Below are 20,091 nucleotides of genomic sequence, written 5' to 3'. Positions count from 1 at the left end.
GGCGGGAACGGTCACAGGCCCCGCGCGGCCAGCCACCGCTGGAGCGTGCCGGCGAGTTCCGGCCCCCGGTCGGCGACCATGCTGAAGTGGTCACCGGCCGCGTCCGCCACCTCGTGCGGGTAGGGCCAGCGGGACCGCCAGCCGCCCTCCTCGCCGTCCCACTCCCCCAACGGCTCGCTGGCCCGGACCAGCAGGGTCGGCACCGCCATCTCGGTCGGCTGCCAGTCCAGGAACAGGGGCAGGTAGCCGGCCCACGCGGTCGTCCGCCAGTCGTCCATCGGCGTGTACGCGGTCTCCCTGTCGATCATCCCGTCGAGCAGCTGCGGCACCCACCCGCCGAGCACCTCGCTGTTCGCCGGGTAGGTGTCCATCAGCACCACCGCGTCCGGCGAGCGGCCCTGGCGTTCCAGCTCGCCGGCGAGCAGGTTGGCCACCATCGCGCCACCCGAGTGACCGGCCAGCACGAACGGGCCGGCGCCGACGGCGCGCAGCACCGTGTCGGCGTGCACCCGCAGCAGGGCGTCGAGGTCGGCGGGCAGCTCCTCGCCCACGCCGAACCCGGGGTTGGGCAGGGCCCAGACGTTGCGCACCCCCCGGAAGCCGGCGGCCAGCCGGGCGTACTCGTGGGCGCCGGAGAGCAGGGACATGGTGCAGCAGCACACCAGCTGCGCCGCGGCACTGCCCTCGGCCAGCCGGAGGATGCCGGCCGGGCGGGTGAGCTGCGCCGGCTCGCTGAAGCTGGGCCGGAACTGCGCGAGCTTGACCAGGAGTTCGGCGTACCCGGCGGGATCCTCGCGCGCCTTCGGCTGGTTGAAGAGCCCGCCGAGCAGTCCGCCGCCGGAACTCTCCGCAGCGGGTCCCCCGGCGTCGTCCGCGCCGTCCCCGACCGCGTCCGCGCCGCCGAGCTGACCGAGCAGGTGGCGGGCGAGCGCCGTAGGGGTCGGATGGTCGAAGAGCAGGGTGGCCGACAGCTCCGCCCCGGTCTCCTGGCACAACGCGTCGCGCAGCTCCAGTGCGGTCAGCGAGTCGAAGCCGAGCTCCAGGAAGTCCCGGTCGGCCTCGACCGCCCCGGGCGAGGCGTGCCCGAGCACCGTGGCCACGCGCGCGCGGACCAGATCCAGCAGGATCCCGTGCCGATCGCCGGCCGGGGTGCCGGCCAGCCGGTCCCGGAAGGCCCGGGCCGGGTCGGTCGCCTCGCCGGCGGGGCCGGCGTCCCGGTCCGCGGCTGCCGCCGCCTCGGGCACGCCGCGCAGCAGCGGTGCGGGCCGTACGGCGGTGAAGGCCGGCACGAACGCCGACCAGTCGAGGTCGGCGACCGCGAGCTGGTCGTCGCCGCGGCCCACGGCCTGCTGCAACGCGGACACGGCCAGTTCGGCGGGGAGCGGACGGACCCCCCGGCGGCGCAGCTGTGCCGGGTCGGTGACCTCGTCAACCCAGGGCACCCACGCGACGACAGTGGCCGGGCGGCCGGCGGCGCGGCGGCCGGCGGCCAGCGCCTCCAGCCCGGCGCCGGCGGCGGCGGCGACTGCCGCTCCCCCGCTGCCCCAGACGGCGGCGGTGGAGGTGAAGACCACGAACTCGTCAATCGGCCGGCCCGCGCAGGCCCGGTCGAGCAGCTCCACCCCGGCGGTACGGGCGGCCACGGCGTGGGCCAGGTCGCGCGGGTCCAGCGCCGCGACCGGTTCGCCGGCCCCGTCGGAGTCGGCGACGTGCAGGACGGTGCGGACCACGGTCCCGGCGTCGGCCAGCCGGTCCAGCGCCTCGGGCAGCCCGTCGAGGTCGTCGACGACGGTGACGGCGACGTCCCGGTCGACCGTGCCGGCGGGTACCCCGGGACCGGCGAGGACGAGATGGGTGGCGCCGCGGTCGGCGAGCCACCGCAGCAGGTGCGGGGTGCGTACCGCCGCGGCCCCGTGCACCAGGACCGCACCCCGGGGCCGCCAGTCCGCGTCGGCGGCGGTGCCGGCCGGGGCGCGCGACAGCCGCCGCGCGTACACCTCGCCGGAACGCACCGCCAGCTGGTCCTCGTCGCCGCCGGCCGCGACGAGCCGGGCGAACGCGGCGAGCGCGGCGTCGTCCGGCTCCGCCGGCAGGTCGACCAGCCCGCCCCAGAGGCGCGGCTGTTCCAACGCCAGCACCCGACCCAGGCCCCAGAGGTACGCGCCGGCGACGCCGGGCGCGGCATCGTCGGCGTCGACGGCCACCGCGCCCCGGGTCACGGTCCACACCGGCGCGCTGCCCCCGGTGCCGGCGAGGGCCCGGACGAGCGCGGCCGTCCCGGCCAGTGCGACCGTCCCCGTGGCCTCCGCCGCCAGCAGCGAGACCACGACCGACGGGGTGCCTCCGGCGTGCTCGACGGCCCGGGCGACCTCGTCCGGGTCGTCGCCCACGGTCACGAGCACCGGGTCCAGTCCCTCGGCGCGCAGTGCGGCCAGCACGCCCGTGGCGTCGGTCCCCGTCCCGGCCACCACCAGGCATCCGCCGGTCGTCGCGGTGCCGGAGGGCGCGGCGACGCGGACCCAGTCGGCGCGGTACCGCAGGCCGTCCAGCGCGGAGCCGCGGCGCCGCCGGTCCCGGTAGGACGCCAGGGCGGGCAGCAGGTCGGCGAGCGCCTCCTGCCGGTCGGCGTCCAGGCCGAGCGCGGCGGCCAGCGCGGCCGGCCGGTCCTGGGTCACGGCGGCCCAGAACTCCTCGTCGTCGCTCGGCGCGGCGGGCTGACGGAGGTCGACGGCGGGCGGATCCGGCCAGTACCGCTCGTGGTGGAAGGCGTAGGTGGGCAGCTCGACGCGCGCGGCGTCACTGCCGGCGAAGAGGGCCGGCCAGTCCACCCCGGCGCCGCGCAGGTCGACGGCGGCGAGCGCGGCGAGCAGGCTGGCCGGCTCGGGCTGGTCCCGGCGGCCGAGCGGCACGAAGGCCGCCGGCTCGACGTCGGGCAGGCACTCGCGGGCCAGCGCGGTCAGGGCGCCGTCGGGGCCGAGCTCCAGGAAGGTCCCCACGCCGGCGGCGGCCAGGGTGGCGACACCCTCGTGGAAGCGGACGGTGTCCCGGACGTGGTCGACCCAGTAGCCCGGGTCGGTGGCCTGGGCGGCGGTGAGCGCCTCGCCGGTGCGGTCGGAGACGACCGGCAGGGTCGGCGGATGCCAGGTGACCTTCTCCGCGACCACCCGGAAGTCGGCCAGCATGGCGTCCATCCGGGCGGAGTGGAAGGCGTGGCTGACCCGCAGCCGGCGGGACCGCCGGCCCTCGGCGGCCAGCTGCCGACCCGCCGCGAGCACGGCCTCCTCGTCGCCGGAGAGCACCACCGACCGGGGACCGTTCACGGCGGCCAGCGACACCCGCTCGTCGAGCAGCGGGGTCACCTCGGCCTCCGACGCCCGCACCGCCAGCATCGCCCCGCCGGGCGGCAGCTGCTGCATCAGCCGGCCCCGGGCGGCCACCAGGGCCGCAGCGTCGGCCAGCGACAGCACGCCGGCGACGTGCGCCGCGGCCAGCTCGCCGACCGAGTGGCCGAGCAGGTGCTGCGGGCGCAGCCCCCACGCCGTGACCAGCCGGTAGGCGGCGACCTCGTAGGCGAACAGTGCCGGCTGGGTGAACTCGGTACGGTCCAGCAGCGCCGCCTCGGGCGAGTCGGGATCGGCGAAGACCACCTCCCGCAGCGGCCGGCTCAGGTGCCGGTCCAGTTCCCCGGCCACCTCGTCGAAGGCGGCGGCGAACACCGGGAACCGGCGGCACAGCTCGGCGCCCATGCCGAGGCGCTGGGCGCCCTGGCCGGTGAAGAGGAAGGCGACCTTGCCGGCCGGGCGGGCCACCCCGCGTACCACGCCGGACGTGTTGCGCTCCTCGGCGACCGCGCGCAGGCCGGCCAGCAGCGCGTCGCGGTCGTCGCCGATCACCGCTGCCCGGTGCGGCAGGGCCGCGCGGGTGGTGACCAGCGAGTACGCCACGTCGGCCGGGGCCAGGTCCGGGTCGTCGGCCAGGTGCGCCAGCAGCCGCTGGGCCTGCCCGGCCAGGGCCGGCGCGGAGCGGGCGGAGACGATCCACGGCGCCGGCGGGGCGGGCGTACCGGCCGGGCGGGCGTCGTCGGTGTCCGCCTCGGCGGCCTGCTCGATGATGACGTGCGCGTTGGTGCCGCTGATCCCGAACGCGGAGACCCCGGCCCGGCGCGGCTGCCCGGTCTCCGGCCAGGGCTCCGCCCCGGTCAGCAGGGACACCGCCCCAGCCGACCAGTCGACGTGCGGGGTGGGCTCGTCCACGTGCAGGGTGGGCGGCAGCACCCCGTGCCGCATCGCCAGGACCATCTTCATCACCCCGGCGACGCCCGCCGCCGCCTGGGTGTGCCCGATGTTCGACTTCACCGACCCCAGCCACAACGGCCGGTCGGCACGGCGGTCCTTCCCGTACGTGGCCAGCAACGCCTGCGCCTCGATGGGGTCGCCGAGCGTGGTGCCGGTGCCGTGCGCCTCGACGACGTCCACCTGGTCGGCGGTCAGCCCCGCGCTGGTCAGGGCCTGCCGGATCACCCGCCGCTGGGACGGGCCGTTCGGGGCGGTCAGCCCGCTGCTCGCCCCGTCCTGGTTGACCGCGCTGCCGCGCACCACGGCGAGGACCGGGTGACCGTTGCGGCGGGCGTCGGAGAGCCGCTCGACCAGCAGCATGCCGGCCCCCTCGGACCAGCCGGTGCCGTCGGCGGCGGCGGCGAACGACTTGCACCGGCCGTCGGTGGACAGGCCGCGCTGGCGGGAGAACTCCACGAAGACGGTCGGGGTGGCCATCACCGACACCCCGCCGACCAGCGCCATGGTGCACTCGCCCAGCCGCAGCGCCTGGCAGGCGAGGTGCAACGCGACCAGGGAGGAACTGCAGGCGGTGTCCACGGTGACCGCCGGCCCCTCCAGTCCCAGGGCGTACGAGATCCGGCCGCTGGCCACGGCGGCGGCGCTCCCGGTGCCGAGGTAGCCCTCGACCCCGCCGCTGACCCCGGTGAGCAGCGCGGCGTAGTCGCCCTGGCTGCTGGTCGCCGCGTACACGCCGGTGGGCGCGCCGCGCAGCGTGGTCGGGTCGATGCCGGCCCGCTCGAACGCCTCCCAGGCGGTCTCCAGCAACAGCCGCTGCTGCGGGTCCATCGCGAGCGCCTCGCGGGGGCTGATGCCGAAGAAGGCGGGGTCGAAGTCCCCGGCGGAGTAGAGGAACCCGCCCTCCCGCACGTACGACGTGCCCCGGCTGTCCGGGTCGGGATCGGGGTCGTAGAGCGCCCCCAGGTCCCAGCCCCGGTCGTCGGGGAACGCCGACATCGCGTCGGTGCCGTCGGCCACCAGGTCCCACAGCTGCTCCGGCGACCCGACGCCGCCGGGGAACCGGCAGCTCATGCCGATGATCGCCACCGGCTCGCTGAGCGCGGCGGTGAGCTGCTGGTTCTGCTGCTTGAGCTTCTGGTTGTCGAGCAGGGACGCGCGCAGCGCGCCGACGACCTCGTCCAGTGAAACACTCATCGGGGGCTCCTCAGGGCCGGCCGGGTCACGAGTCGGAGCCTTCCAGGGCCATCCGGACCAGGCCCGCGACGTCGAGTTCGTGGATCTGCGCCTCGGGCGCGGCCGGGGCGGCGGGCGCCACGGCCGGCGGACCGGCGCTCGTGCGGGCCAACTGGAGCAGCTGGTCGAGCAGGCCCGTCCGCCGCAGCTCGTCCAGCGGGATCGCGGCGAGGGCCCGGCGGACCGACTCCTCGTCGCCGTCCTCGCCGAACTCCCCGTCGCCGTCGGCGAAGAGCTCCTCGTACAGGTGGTCGGCCAGGCCGGCCGGCGTCGGGTAGTCGAAGACGACCGTGGTGGGCAGGTCGTGCCCGGTGGCCGCGGTGAGCAGGTTGCGCAGCTCCACGGCGGTGAGCGAGTCGAAGCCGAGGTCCAGGAAGCCCCGGTCCGTCTCGATCACGTCTGCGGAGGAGTGGCCGAGCACCTTGGCCGCGTCGATGCGCACCATCTCCAGCAGGGCGGCCCGCCGCTCGTCGCCGGGCAACGCCCGCAACTCGGCGAGCAGGTCCCGGGCGACGGGCGCGGAGGCGTCCGGCGCGTCGGCGGGGGTGACGGCCAGCTCGCGTACGGCCGGCAGGTCGGCCAGCAGCGGGCTGGGCCGCAGCGAGGTGAACAGCGGCGCGAAGGTGCCCCACTCGACGTCGGCGACGGTGACGCAGGTGTCGCCGACGGCCAGGGCGTGCCGCAGCCCCGCCATCGCCACGCCGGGCGGCATCACCCGCAGGCCGCGGCGACGCAGCTGCTCCGCCGCCCCCTCGGTGTACATGCCGGACTCGGTCCACGGCCCCCAGGCGACGGAGGTGGCCGCCAGGCCCCGGCCCCGGCGCCGCTCGGCGAGGGCGTCCAGGTAGGCGTTGCCGGCCGCGTACGCGCCCTGCCCGCCGCTGCCCCACACCGCCGAGATGGACGAGAAGAGCACGAACGCGTCCAGGTCGACGCCGTCGAGCAGCTCGTCGAGGTGCTCGGCGCCGGACAGCTTCGGGGCGATGACGTACGCCAGGTCCTCCAGGGTGGTGTCGGCCAGCGGCACCACCTCGCTGACCCCCGCGGCGTGCACCACCGCGCGCAGCGGCGGTCCCTCCCGCCCGAGGTCGGCCAGGAGCTCGGCCACCGCGTTCCGGTCGGCGGCGTCGCAGCGGGCGACCCGGCAGTCCACCCCGAGGCCGGTCAGCTCGGCGAGCAGCTCGGCGGCGCCGGGGGTGTCGGTGCCGCGCCGGCTGGTCAGCACCACCCGTTCCGCGCCGGCGCCGGCCACCCAGCGGGCCACGTGCCCGCCGAGCGCGCCGGTGCCGCCGGTGATCAGCACCGTGCCCCGGGGCTGCCACGGCGCGGGCTCCCCGTCGGTGACGGCCGGGACGAGCCGCCGCACCAGCACCCCGGACTCGCGGACGGCGAGTTGGTCCTCCACGCCGCCGCCCGTGAGGATGCCGCCGAGCCGCATCGCCGTCCAGGGCTCGAGGTCGGTGGGCAGGTCGACCAGACCGGCCCAGCGGGCGGGCTGTTCCAGCGCGGCCACCCGGCCCAGGCCCCACAGCATCGCCTGCCGCGGGTTGGCCGGGACGTCGCCGTCGCCGACCCCGACGGCACCCTGGGTCACGGACCAGAGCCGGGCCGGGGCGTCGAGGTCGACGAGCTGCTGGAGCAGGTGCACGGTCGCGGCGAGGCCACGCGGCAGCGCCGGGTGCTCGGCGTGCGGGGCGTCGTCCAGGCCGAGGAAGGAGAGGATCGACAGCGGTCCCCCGTCCTCGCCGAGTGCCTCGGTGAGCACGTCGGCGAACCCGCCGCACAGCTCGTCGGGGTCCGCGCCGGTGTCCACGGGCACGATGGTCACGTCGGTGCCCAGGGCCCAGGTGCAGGAGTTCAGGTCGGGATCGTCGGCCCGGTCGGCGGGCAGCAGCACCAGCCAGCGGCCGGGATCCTGCTCTTCCGGGGTCTCCTCGATGGGCTCCCAGACGACCCGGTACCGGCTGCCGTCGACCAGGGACCGTTCCCGGCCGCGCCGCCGCCACGCGGAGAGCGCGGGCAGCACCGTCCCGAACGGCTGGTCGCGGTCCACGTCCAGGTCGCGGGCCAGCGACTCGAGGTCCTCGGCCTCGACGGCCGCCCAGAAGCGGCGCTCGACGTCGGTGCGGTCGTCCTCGGCCGCCAGGCTGGCCCACGGCGGCGGCTCCGGCCAGTAGCGCTGCCGGTCGAACGTGTAGGTGGGCAGGTCGACCCGCTGCGCGCCGGTGCCCGCGTAGAGGGCGAACCAGTCCGGGGAGACGCCGTGGGTGTGCAGCGCGGCGACCGCCCGCAGCAGGGTGGTCGGCTCGGAGCGGTCCCGGCGCAGGGCGGGCACGACCAGCGGGGGCCGGCCGCCGGTCGGGGCGTCCTCGGCCAGGACGGCCTGGGCGAGGGCGGTGAGCACCCCGTCCGGGCCGATCTCGACGTAGCCGGTGACGTTGCGCTCCCGCAGCGCCGCGACGGCGTCGGCGAAGCGCACGGCGTCGCGGGCGTGCCGCACCCAGTACTCCGGCGTGCCGATCTCCGCCGCGTCGACCGGCGCGCCGGTGACGGTGGAGATCATCGGGATGCTCGGGTCCTGGTACCGCAGCCGTCCGGCGACGGCGGCGAGGTCGTCGAGCACCGGTTCCATCAGCGGGCTGTGGAACGCGTGGCTGACCGTCAGCCGCCGGATCCGGACGCCCCGCGCGGTCCACTCGGCGGCCAGCTCCTCGACGGCGTCGCCGGCCCCGGACACCACGACGGCGGCGGGACCGTTGACGGCGGCGACGGAGACCCGGTCGGCGCGGTCGCCGAGCCCGGCGGTCACCTCGGCCTCGGTGGCGGCGATGGCGAGCATCGCCCCGCCGGCCGGCAGCGCCTGCATCAGCCGGCCCCGGGCGGCGACCAGCTCGGCGGCATCGGCCAGGGAGAGCACCCCGGCGGCGTGGGCCGCGGCGAACTCGCCGATGGAGTGCCCGGCGACCGCGTCGGGGCGCACCCCCCACGCCTCGAACAGCCGGAACAGCGCCACCTCCACGGCGAAGAGCGCCGGCTGGGTGAACTCGGTCCGGTCCAGCGCCTCGGCCTCTCCGGTGTCGGGCTCGGCGAAGAGCAGCGGCTTCAGCGGGCGGGGCAGGTGCTGGTCGAGTGCGGCGCAGGCCTCGTCGAGTGCGGCGGCGAAGACCGGGAACGCCTCGGCCAGCTCGCGACCCATCCCGGCCCGCTGCGCCCCCTGCCCGGAGAACAGGTACGCCACCTTCGGCCGGGACGCGGCCACGCCGGTGACCACCAGCGGCGAGTCCTCACCGGCGCCGAGGGCGCGCAGCCCGGCGCCCAGCGCGATCCGGTCGGTGGCCAGCACGACGGCCCGGTGCTCCAGGGTGGCCCGGGAGACCGCCGACGACCAGCCCACGTCGACCGTCCGGGGGGCCTCCAGCCCGGTGAGCTGCTCGGCCCAGCGGTCCGCCTGGGCGGCCAGCGCGACCGCCGTACGTCCCGACAGCAGCACCGGCACCACCGGCAGCCCGGCCGGCTCCCCCGTCGGCGGCTCGACGACGGACGGCTCCGGGGCCTGCTCCAGGATGGTGTGCGCGTTGGTGCCGCTGATGCCGAACGAGGAGACGGCAGCGCGGCGCGGGTGCTCGGTGACCGGCCAGGGGCGGCCCTCGCCGAGCAGCTCGACCGCGCCGACGGACCAGTCCACCTGGTCGGTCGGCTCGTCGACGTGCAGGGTCTGCGGCAGGTAGCCGTGCCGCAGCGCCAGCACCATCTTGATGATCCCGGCGACGCCGGCGGCGGCCTGCGTGTGCCCGATGTTGGACTTGATCGAGCCGAGCCAGAGCGGCTGGTCGGCGGGCCGCTGGCCGTACGTGGCGAGCAGGGCCTGCGCCTCGATGGGGTCGCCGAGCTTCGTGCCGGTGCCGTGCGCCTCGACGGCGTCCACGTCGGCCGGGGTGAGGCCGGCGTTGGCGAGCGCCTGCCGGATCACCCGCTGCTGCGACGGCCCGTTCGGGGCGGTCAGGCCGTTGGAGGCGCCGTCCTGGTTGACGGCGCTGCCCCGGATCACGGCGAGCACGGGGTGGCCGTTGCGGCGGGCGTCGGAGAGCCGCTCGACGAGCAGCAGGCCGAGGCCCTCGCCCCAGCTGGTGCCGTCGGCGGCGGAGGCGAACGCCTTGACCCGGCTGTCCGGGGCGAGCCCCCGCTGCCGGCTGAAGCCGACGAACACCCCGGGGGTGGACATGACGGTGACGCCGCCGACGAGGGCGAGGGAGCACTCCGAGCGGCGCAGCGCCTGGCAGGCCCAGTGCAGCGCGACCAGCGACGACGAGCAGGCGGTGTCGACCGAGACGGCGGGCCCCTCCAGCCCGAGGGTGTACGACACCCGGCCGGAGAGCACGCTGCCGGCGTTGCCGGTCATCAGGTGCCCCTCGGCGCCCTCGGCGCTGAACATCAGGTTCCGGTAGTCCTGGTAGTTGGTGCCGACGAAGACGCCGGTGGGGCTGCCGCGCAGCGCGTGCGGGTCGATGCCGGCCCGCTCGATCGCCTCCCAGGACGCCTCCAGCAGGAGCCGCTGCTGCGGGTCCATGGCCAGGGCCTCGCGGGGGCTGATGCCGAAGAAGCCGGCGTCGAAGTCGGCGGCCCCGGTGACGAATCCGCCCTCGCGGGCGTAGCTGGTGCCCTCCTTCTCCGGGTCGGAGTCGAAGAGCCGGTCGAGGTCCCAGCCCCGGTCGGTGGGGAACTCGCCGATCGCGTCGCCGCCGCCGGCGAGGAGCTGCCACAGCTGCTCCGGGGTGTCCGCCCCGCCGGGCAGGCGGCAGCTCATCGCCACGATGGCGATCGGATCGTCGTCCTCGGCCAGGGCGGCCGGGGCGGGGGTGGCCACGTCCGGGGCGGCCCCGGTGAGCAGTTCGTCGAGGTGCGCGGCGAGCGCCGTCGGGTTCGGGTAGTCGAAGGCGAGCGTCGCGGGCAGCCGCAGGTCGGTGGCGGTGGCCAGGAAGTTGCGCATGTCCACGGCGGTCAGCGAGTCCAGGCCGAGGTCGCGGAAGGGCAGGGTGGCGGGGATGTCGTCGGCCGCGCCGTAGCCGAGCGCGGTCGCCGCGCACTGGCGGACCAGCTCCAGCAGCGTCGCGGCGCGCTCCGCCGCGGCGAGCCCGGCGAGCCGCCGCGCCAGGGCCGACGGTACGTCCGGCGCCTCCTCGGCGGCCTCCTGCGGGTCCGGCCGCGTCGCCTCGCGCACCTCGGCGAGGTCGCCGATCAGCGGGCTGGGCCGGACCAGGGTGAACGCGGGGGCGAACCGGGCCCAGTCGATGTCGGCGATCAGGGTCGTGGTCTCACCGCGCCGCAGCGCCCGGGCGAGGGCCTCGACGGCCAGCTCCGGGTCCATGCCGAGCATGCCGCCCCGGCGCAGCCGCTGCTGGGCGCGTTCGTTGTCGGCGGGCAGCCCGGCCCCGCTCCACGCGCCCCAGGCCACCGACAGTGCGGCCAGGCCCTCGGCCCGGCGCCGCTCGGCGAGGGCGTCGAGGAACGCGTTCGCCGCCCCGTACGCGCCCTGCCCGGCGTTGCCGGTGGTGCCGGCGACCGAGGAGAACAGCACGAAGGCGTCCAGGTCGAGGTCCCGGGTCAGCTCGTCCAGGTGGACGGCGGCGGCGCACTTGGGCGCGGCGACGGTGTGCAGGCGCTGCGGGGTGACGGTGTCGACGATCCCGTCGTCGAGGACGGCGGCGGTGTGCAGCACGGCGGTCACCGGGGCGTCGGCGGGGACGGCGGCCAGCAGGTCGGCCACCTGTGCCCGGTCGGCGACGTCGCAGCGGGCCACGGTGACCCGTACGCCGAGGCCGGTCAGCTCCGCCTCCAGCTCGGCGGCGCCCGGGGCGTCCGGGCCGCGCCGGCTGGCCAGCAGGACGTGCGCGGCGCCGGATCGGGCCGCCCAGCGGGCCAGGTGCCCGCCCAGCCCGCCGGTGCCGCCGGTGATCAGCACGGTGCCGCGCATCCGCCAGGTGTCGTCGACGGCGTCGCCGGACGCGCTCGGCTCGGGTTCGGTGAGCCGGGTGAGTCGGCGGACGAAGACCCCGGACCCGCGCACGGCGAGCTGGTCCTCGCCGCCGCCGGACCGCTCCGCGCCGTCGTCGTCGCCGAACTGGTCCGCGCCACCGCCGAACGGGTCCTCGCCGCTGGCGCCGAGCGCCGCGCAGAGCAGGGCGCCGGCCTGCGCGTCGAGGGTGTGCGGCAGGTCGAGCAGGCCGCCCCAGCGGGCGGGGTGTTCGAGGGCGACCGCGCGGCCGAGCCCCCAGACGGAGGCGGCGACGGGGCTCGGCGCCGGGTCGTCGGCGCTGACCGCGACGGCTCCCCGGGTCGCGCACCACAGCGGCGCCTCGACGCCGAGCGTCCCGAGCGCCTGCACCAGCAGGGCGGTGCCCGAGACGGCCAGCGAGGTCGCCGGGTGCTCCGGGTGCGCCCGCTCGTCCAGGCCCAGCAGGGAGAGCACGGCGACGGGTCCGTCCGGGCCGGGGAGCGCGGCGCGCAGCAGCTCGGCCAGCGCCGCCGGGTCGTCGGTGGCGTCCAGTTCCACGGGTACGACGTCCGCGCCGAAGTTGCCGAGCGCCGACAGCACGTCGGCGACCAGGGGGTCCCCGGCCAGCGCCGCGGGCACCGGGACGAGCCAGGTGCCGGCGAGCCAGGTCAGCGGCAGGTCGGGCACGGCCTGCCAGGTGACCCGGTAGCGCCACCGGTCGAGGTCCGGCTCGCCGTCGGCCGCGGCGAGGAAGGCCGGCGGGGCGGGCCAGTACCGGTGGTGGTCGAAGGCGTACGTGGGCAGGTCGACGGTGGGCGCGGCGGGCAGGACCTTCGTCAGGTCGACGGGCAGGCCGATGGCGTGCGCCGCGGCGAGGTTGGTCAGCAGCCGGGTCGCGTCGTCGTCGTCGCGGCGCAGGCTGCCCAGGGTGTTACCGGTGACGCCGGTGTCGTCGAGGATCGCCGTGACCGGCATCGTCAGCACGGGGTGCGGGCTGATCTCCACGAACGTGGTGTGCCCGGCGGCGACGGCCACCCGCACCGCCGTGTCGAAGAGCACCGTCCGACGCAGGTTGTCGTACCAGTAGTCCGCGCCCATGGAGATCGGGTCGGCCCAGTCCCCGGTGAGGGTGGAGACCAGGCGGGTGTGGCCGACCTGCGGCGTGACGTCGGCCAGGTCGGCGCGCAGCTGCTCGGCGACCTCCTGCACGGCGGGCGAGTGCGACGCGTAGTCCACGGGGATCAACCGGGCCCGGACGCCCTCGGCCTGGCACGCCTGCACCAGGTCGGCGACGTGCTGCGGCGGGCCGGAGACCACGACGGTGGACGGGCCGTTGACCGCCGCCACCCCGACGCCCGGGAAGGCCGGCAGCCGCTCGGCGACCGCCTCTGCCGACAGGTCCACCGACGCCATCGTCCCGGTGCCGCGCAGCACGGTCAGGGCGCGAGAGCGCAGCGCCACCGCCTTCGCGGCGTCGTCCAGGCTGAGGATGCCGGCCACGCACGCCGCGCCGATCTCGCCCTGCGAGTGGCCGATCACCGCGGCCGGGGTCACCCCCGCGTGCTGCCACACCGCGGCGAGGGCCACGCCGACGGCCCACAGCACCGGCTGCACGACCTCGACCCGCTCCAGCCACGACTCGTCGTCGCCGGTCAGCACCGACACCACGTCGACGGCGAGGTGCGGGTCGAGGGCCCGCTGGCACTCGGCCAGCTTCGCGTCGAACACCGGCGTACGGCCGACCAGGCCGGCGGCCATCCGCGCCGACTGCGCGCCCTGACCGGGGAAGACGAACACCGGGCCCGCGCCGGGGCCCGACGCCACACCGCTGACCACGTTCCCGGCGGGCAGGCCGGCCGCGACCGCGTCCAGCCCCGCCAGCAGCTCGTCGGCGGTCGAGCCGACCACGGCGGCGCGGTGGTCGAACGTCGACCGGGTGGCCGCCAGGGACCAGCCCACCGCGGCCGGCTCCAGCCCGTCGCGCTGCCGCAGGTGCGACGCGAGCCGGGCGGCCTGCGCGGCCAGGGCGGCCTTCGACCGGGCCGACACCGGCCAGAGGAGCGCGTCGGCCGCGACCAGCCCGGGGGCGGAGTCGGAGCGGCGCTCCTCGGCCGACTCGTCCGGCTGCTCGATGATCACGTGGGCGTTGGTGCCGGAGATGCCGAACGAGGACACGGCGCCACGCCGCGCCCGGCCCGTCTCGGGCCACGGCCGGGCCTCGGTGGCCAGTTCCACCGCGCCGGCCGTCCAGTCGATGTGCGGGGACGGCGCGTCGACGTGCAGCGTCGCCGGGACGACGCCGTGCCGGATGGCGAGCACCAGCTTGATCACCCCGGCCACGCCGGCGGCGGCCTGGGCGTGGCCGATGTTCGACTTCACCGAGCCGAGCAGCAGCGGCGGGGCCTCCCCCCGGTCCTGCCCGTACGTGGCGATGAGCGCCTGCGCCTCGATCGGGTCGCCCAGCTTGGTGCCGGTGCCGTGCGCCTCCACGACGTCGACGTCGGCGGTGGAGAGCCGGGCGGAGGCGAGGGCCTGGCTGATGACCCGCTGCTGCGCCGGCCCGTTCGGGGCGGTCAGCCCGTTCGACGCGCCGTCCTGGTTGACGGCGGTGCCGCGGACCACCGCGAGGACGTGGTGGCCGTTGCGGCGGGCGTCCGACAGCCGCTCGACCAGCAGCCAGCCGACGCCCTCGGAAAACCCGGCGCCGTCGGCGCTGGCGGCGAACGACCGGCACCGCCCGTCGGTGGAGAGGGCGCGCTGCCGGCTGGATCCGATGTAGAGGCCCGGGGTGGCCATCACGGTCACCCCACCGGCCAGCGCCAGGTCGCACTCCCCCGCCCGCAGCGCCTGCACCGCGAGGTGCAGTGCCACCAGCGACGACGAGCAGGCCGTGTCGATGGAGACGGCCGGCCCTTCGAGCCCGAGGGTGTACGACACCCGGCCCGACGCGACGGCCGCCGCGCCCCCGGTCATCGAGTGCCCCTCGTCGCCGTCCGGCGACATCATCAGCAGGGTGCCGTAGTCCTGCCCGTTGGTGCCGACGAACACCCCGGTCCGGCTGCCGCGCAGCGAGGCCGGGTCGATCCCGGCGGCCTCGACCGCCTCCCAGGACGTCTCCAGCAGCAACCGCTGCTGGGGGTCCATGGTCAACGCCTCGCGGGGCGAGATGCCGAAGAAGGCGGAGTCGAAGTCCCCGGCCCCGTCGACGAACCCGCCCTCCCGGGCGTACGAGGTGCCCGGGTGGTCGGGGTCGGGGTGGTAGAGGCGCTCCAGGTCCCAGCCCCGGTCGTCGGGGAAGGGGGTGACCGCGTCCCGGCCGTTTCGCAACAGCTCCCACAGGTCGTCGGGGTTGCGCACCCCGCCCGGCAACCGGCAGCTCATCGCCACGATCGCCACCGGCTCCAGTTCCTGGGACTGTGCCTCACTGAGCCGGCGACGGGTGTCGTGGAGATCAGCCATGACCCGCTTGAGGTAGTCGCGGAGCTTGTCTTCGTTGGCCATCGGAGTGCCGCTTCCTCGAAAGGGACGGGAGAGAGCTGGAGCTGGAAGGTCAGGAGATGCCGAGGTCCTTGTCGACCATCGCGAACAACTCGTCGTCGGTGGCGTCGTCGAGGTGCCGGCCGATGTCGGCGCCACCGCTGTCCTGGGCGAGCCGGGACAGCATCGCCTGCAGGCGTACGGTGGCCCGCACCCGGGCCGCCTCGTCCCGCGCCACCACGTCGAGGCTGTCGGCGATCCGGTCCAGATCGTCGAGGAGGGCGGTCGGGGTGACCACGTCGTCGTGGGCGACCTCGGCGAAGAGGTACTCCGCCAGGGTCGTCGGGGTCGGGTAGTCGAAGACCAGGGTGACCGGCAGGGCCACGCCGGTGGCCGAGCCGAGCCGGTTGCGCAGCTCGACGGCGGTGACGGAGTCGAAGCCCAGCTCCCGGAACGCCCGGTGCTCGTCCACCGACTCGGCGGACGGGTAGTTGAGCACGGCGGCGACCTGGCTGCGGACGAGGCCGAGCAGCACGGCGAGCCGCTCGGCGGCGGGCAGGCCGGCGAGCCGGTCCTGCAACGTCTCCGGGCCGTCGCCGGCCTCCACGCTGGCCACCTGCTCGGCCGTGACGAGCCGCCGCACGTCCGGCAGGTCGTTGATCAGCGGGCCGGGCCGGGTGGCGGTGAAGGCGACGGAGAACCGTTCCCAGGCGATGTCGGCGATGGTCAGGAACGCCTCACCGTGGTCCACGGCCTGGTGCAGCGCGGCGATGGCCGCCTCGGGGGTCATCTCGGGTACGCCGTGTCGGTGCAGCAGCTCGCCGAGCAGCCCGTCGGCCATGCCGCCGCCGGCCCACGCCCCCCAGGCGATGGAGGTGGCGGTCAGGCCGAGGCCACGCCGGTGCTGGGCGAGGGCGTCGAGGAACGCGTTGCTCGGGGCGTAGTTGCCGACGCCGGAGCTGGCCACGCTGCCGGCGAAGGACGAGAACATGATGAACGCCGACAGCTCGTGGTCGAGGGTCAGCTCGTGCAGGTTGTACGCGACGTCGACCTTGGCCTGGAGCACCCGCTCGATCTGCTCCGGCCGGATGTCGTTGATCATGGCGTCGTCGAGCACGGCGGAAGCGTGCACGACCGTGGTGAGCGGGTACTCGGCGGGGATCGCGTCGATCAGGTCGGCCAGCGCGTCCCGGTCGGAGGCGTCGCACTCGACCACGGTGGCCTGGGCGCCCAGCTCGGTGAGGTCGTCGACGAGCTGCTGCGCGCCCGGCGCGGCCATGCCCCGCCGGCTGACGACCACGATGTTCTCCACGCCGCTGCGGGCCAGCCAGCGGGCGGCGTGCCCACCGAGCGCGCCCGTGCCGCCGGTGACCAGCGCCGTGCCGTACGGCTGCCACGGGTTCGCGGGCTGGCTCTCGCCGAGCGGGACCCGGGTGAGCCGGCGGGCGAGCAGTCCGCCGGGGCGTACCGCGATCTGGTCCTCCTCCCCGGCGGCGGTGAGGGCCGCGACCAGCAGCTCGGCGCAGCGCTCGTCGACGGCCTCCGGCAGGTCCACGAGACCGCCCCAGCGCTGCGGGTGCTCCAGCGCGGCGACCCGGCCGAAGCCCCAGACCAGCGACTGCACCGGGGAGCGCAGCAGGTCGGCCATGCCGACGGACGCGGCGCCCGAGGTGACGCTCCACATCGGGGCGCGCAAACCGAGGTCGCCGAGGGCCTGGAAGAGCGCCACGGTGGCGGCGAAGCCGCCGGGCACCGACGGGTGCAGCGGGTGCGCCAGCTCGTCGAACGCGAGCAGCGAGACCACGCCGGTCACCTCGGCGGCGGCGTCGTCGCCACCCGGCGCGGCGGCGAGCGCCTCCTGGAGCAGCTTGCCGAACTGGTCGCGGTCGACGTCGGGGGTGGAGACGGGCACCGGGACGAGCGTCGCGCCGGCCGCCGCGAACGCCTCGACGCAGGCGTCCTGCCAGGGCTCGATGATGTCGCCGGTGGGCAGGACGACGACCCAGGTGCCGCTCATGCCCCGGTTGGCGACGCCGGTCAGCGGCTTCCAGGTGTCCTGGTAGCGCCAGCTGTCGATGTCGGACTGGCGGCGCCGCTGCCGGCGCCAGGAGGTGAGCAGCGGCAGGGCCGGCAGCAGCGCGTCGAGGACCTCGTGGGCCGGGGTGTCCTCGGTGGCGATGGTCTCGGCGAGGGCGGTGACGTCCCCGCGTTCCACGGCCGCCCAGAAGCTCGTGTCGCTGGGGTCGCCGCCGGCCGCGCCCTGGAGCAGGCTCTGCAGGTCGGGGCCGCCGCTGCCGTCCAGCCAGAACCGCTGGTGGTCGAAGGCGTACGTGGGCAGCGGCGCCACCTCGGTCTCGGCGAGGACGTTCGCCAGGTCGACGGGCAGGCCGATGGCGTACGCGGTGGCGAGGTTGGCCAGCAGCCGGGTCGCGTCGTCGTCGCCGCGGCGCAGGCTGCCCAGGGTGTGCCCGGTGACGCCGGTGTCCTCGAGGATCGCCGTCACCGGCATCGTCAGCACGGGGTGCGGGCTGATCTCCACGAACGTGGTGTGCCCGGCGGCGATCGCCGTCCGGACGGCGGCGTCGAACCGCACGGTGCGGCGCAGGTTGTCGTACCAGTAGTCCGCGGTCATCGAGGCCGGGTCGACCCAGTCCCCGGTGAGCGTGGAGACGAGGCGGGTGTGGCCGGCCTGCGGGGTGACGTCGGCCAGGTCCGCGCGCAGTTGCTCGGCGACCTGCTGCACGGCCTCGGAGTGGGAGGCGTAGTCCACGGGGATGAGCCGGCCGCGCAGGCCCTCGGCCTGGCACGCCGCGACGAGGTCGGCGACGGGCTGCGGCGGGCCGGAGACCACGACGGTGGACGGGCCGTTGACCGCCGCCACCCCGACGCCCGGGAACGCCGGCAGGCGCTCGGCGACCGCGTCGGCCGACAGGTCCACCGACGCCATCGTGCCGGTGCCGCGCAGCACGGTCAGCGCCCGCGAGCGCAGGGCCACGGCCTTCGCGGCGTCCTCCAGGCTGAGGATGCCGGCCACGCACGCCGCGCCGATCTCGCCCTGCGAGTGGCCGACGACCGCGTCCGGGACGACGCCCGCCGCGCGCCACACGGCCGCGAGGGCGATGCCGACGGCCCACAGCACGGGCTGCACGACCTCGACCCGCTCCAGCCACGACTCGTCGTCGCCGGTCAGCACCGACACGAGGTCCACGTCCAGGTACGGGGCGAGGGCCCGCTGGCACTCGGCCAGCTTCGCGTCGAACACCGGCGTCCGGCCGACCAGGCCGGCGGCCATCCGCGCCGACTGCGCACCCTGGCCCGGGAAGACGAAGACGGGGCCGGCGCCGGCGCTGGTGACCGTGCCGGTGACGAGGTTGCCGGCCGGGTGGCCGGCGGCGAGGGCGTCCAGCCCGGCGAGCAGCTCGTCGGTGCCGAGGCCGACCACGGCGGCGCGGTGGTCGAACGTCGACCGGGTGGTGGTCAGCGACCAGCCGACGGCCGCCGGGGCGAGGTCGCCGTGCTCGCGCACGTGCCGCGCGAGTCGGGCGGCCTGCCCGGCGAGGGCGGAGCGCGACCGGGCCGACACCGGCCAGAGGGTCACGTCCGAGCCGACCAGGCCGGGGCGTCGCGCGGGCTCGACGGCGGTGGCCTCGACGGCCTCGTCGCCGTCGACGGACGCCGGTTCGGCGACGCGCGGCCGGTACTCCTCCAGGATCACGTGCGCGTTGGTGCCGCTGACGCCGAATGAGGAGACGCCGCCGCGGCGGGGGCGGTCCAGCTCGGGCCACGGCTTGGACTCGGTGAGCAGGGAGACCGCCCCGGCGGTCCAGTCCACGTGCGGGGAGGGCTCGTCAACGTGCAGGGTCTCCGGCATGACGCCGTTGCGCAGCGCCATCACCATCTTGACCAGGCCGGCGACGCCGGCGGCGCTCTGGGTGTGGCCGATGTTCGACTTCACCGAGCCCAGCCACAGCGGCCGGTCGGCGGGCCGGTCCTGCCCGTACGTGGCGATGAGCGCCTGCGCCTCGATGGGGTCGCCGAGGGTGGTGCCGGTGCCGTGCGCCTCGACCATGTCGACGTCGGCGGTGCCGAGCCGGGCGTTCGCGAGGGCCTGCCGGATGACCCGCTGCTGGGAGGGGCCGTTCGGGGCGGTGAGCCCGTTGGACGCGCCGTCCTGGTTGAGGGCGCTGCCCCGGATCACGGCGAGGATCGGGTGGCCGTTGCGCTCGGCGTCGGCCAGCCGCTCCACGACGAGCACGCCGCCGCCCTCGCCCCAGCCGGTGCCGTCCGCGCCGGCCGCGAAGGCCCTGCACCGGCCGTCGACGGACATGCCGCGCTGCCGGGAGAAGACGACGAAGACGCCGGGGGTGACCATCACGGTGACGCCACCGGCGATGGCCAGGTCGCACTCGCCGCGGCGCAGCGCGTTCACGGCGAGGTGCAGGGCCACCAGCGAGGAGGAGCAGGCGGTGTCGACGGTGACGGCGGGGCCGTTGAGACCGAGGGTGAACGAGATCCGGCCGGACGCGACGCTCGTGGTGTTGCCGGTGCCGATGTACATGTCGACGCCCTCGGGCACGTGCGGCAGACCCATGCCGTAGTTCGAGGTGCTCAGCCCGACGAAGACACCGGTGGAGCTGCCACGCAGCGACAGCGGGTCGATGCCGGCACGCTCGATGGCCTCCCAGGACGTCTCCAGCAGCAGCCGCTGCTGCGGGTCCATGGCGAGGGCCTCACGCGGCGAGATGCCGAACAGGGACGGGTCGAAGTCACCGGCGCCGTCGAGGAACCCGCCGATGCGCGTGTAGCTCTTGCCCGGCTTGTTGGGGTCGGGGTCGTAGAGCGCCTCCAGGTCCCAACCCCGGTCGTCCGGGAACTCGGTGAGCGCGTCCCGGCCGTCGGCGACGAGGTCCCACAGGGCTTCCGGCGACCGGACCCCACCGGGGAAGCGGCAGCTCATCGAGACGATGGCCAGGGGCTCCTGGTCGCGCGCCTCGACGGTCTGCAGCTTGCGCTTGGTCTCGTGCAGGTCGGCGGTGACCCGCTTGAGGAAGTACCGCAGCTTGTCATCGCTCATCGGGGGGCACCTGCCTCGAT

2 protein-coding genes and 1 pseudogene are annotated in these 20,091 nt (G+C 76.2%); all 3 read right to left on the bottom strand.

What is annotated here, in order from left to right:
- Window positions 1-11: 11 nt before the first annotated feature.
- Window positions 12-5,489 (bottom strand): annotated as a pseudogene (locus tag ACPXCB_RS25595) (type I polyketide synthase); the annotation flags it as partial.
- 25 nt (window positions 5,490-5,514) lie between these two features.
- Window positions 5,515-15,021: a type I polyketide synthase gene (locus tag ACPXCB_RS25590; protein ID WP_425878143.1), complete on the bottom strand. Its 9,507-nt coding sequence runs from the start codon at window positions 15,019-15,021 to the stop codon at window positions 5,515-5,517.
- 49 nt (window positions 15,022-15,070) lie between these two features.
- A complete protein-coding gene (locus ACPXCB_RS25585) occupies window positions 15,071-20,071 on the bottom strand; it encodes a type I polyketide synthase (protein WP_425878141.1) in 5,001 nt (1,666 codons plus the stop codon).
- Between the last annotated feature and the right edge of the window lie 20 nt (window positions 20,072-20,091).

The sequence above is a fragment of the Micromonospora sp. DT62 genome (assembly GCF_049847285.1).
GTDB classification, from domain to species: Bacteria; Actinomycetota; Actinomycetes; order Mycobacteriales; family Micromonosporaceae; genus Micromonospora; species Micromonospora reichwaldensis.
The sequence above is the reverse complement of the archived record's forward strand: the minus strand, read 5'-3'. Positions and strand labels throughout refer to the sequence as shown.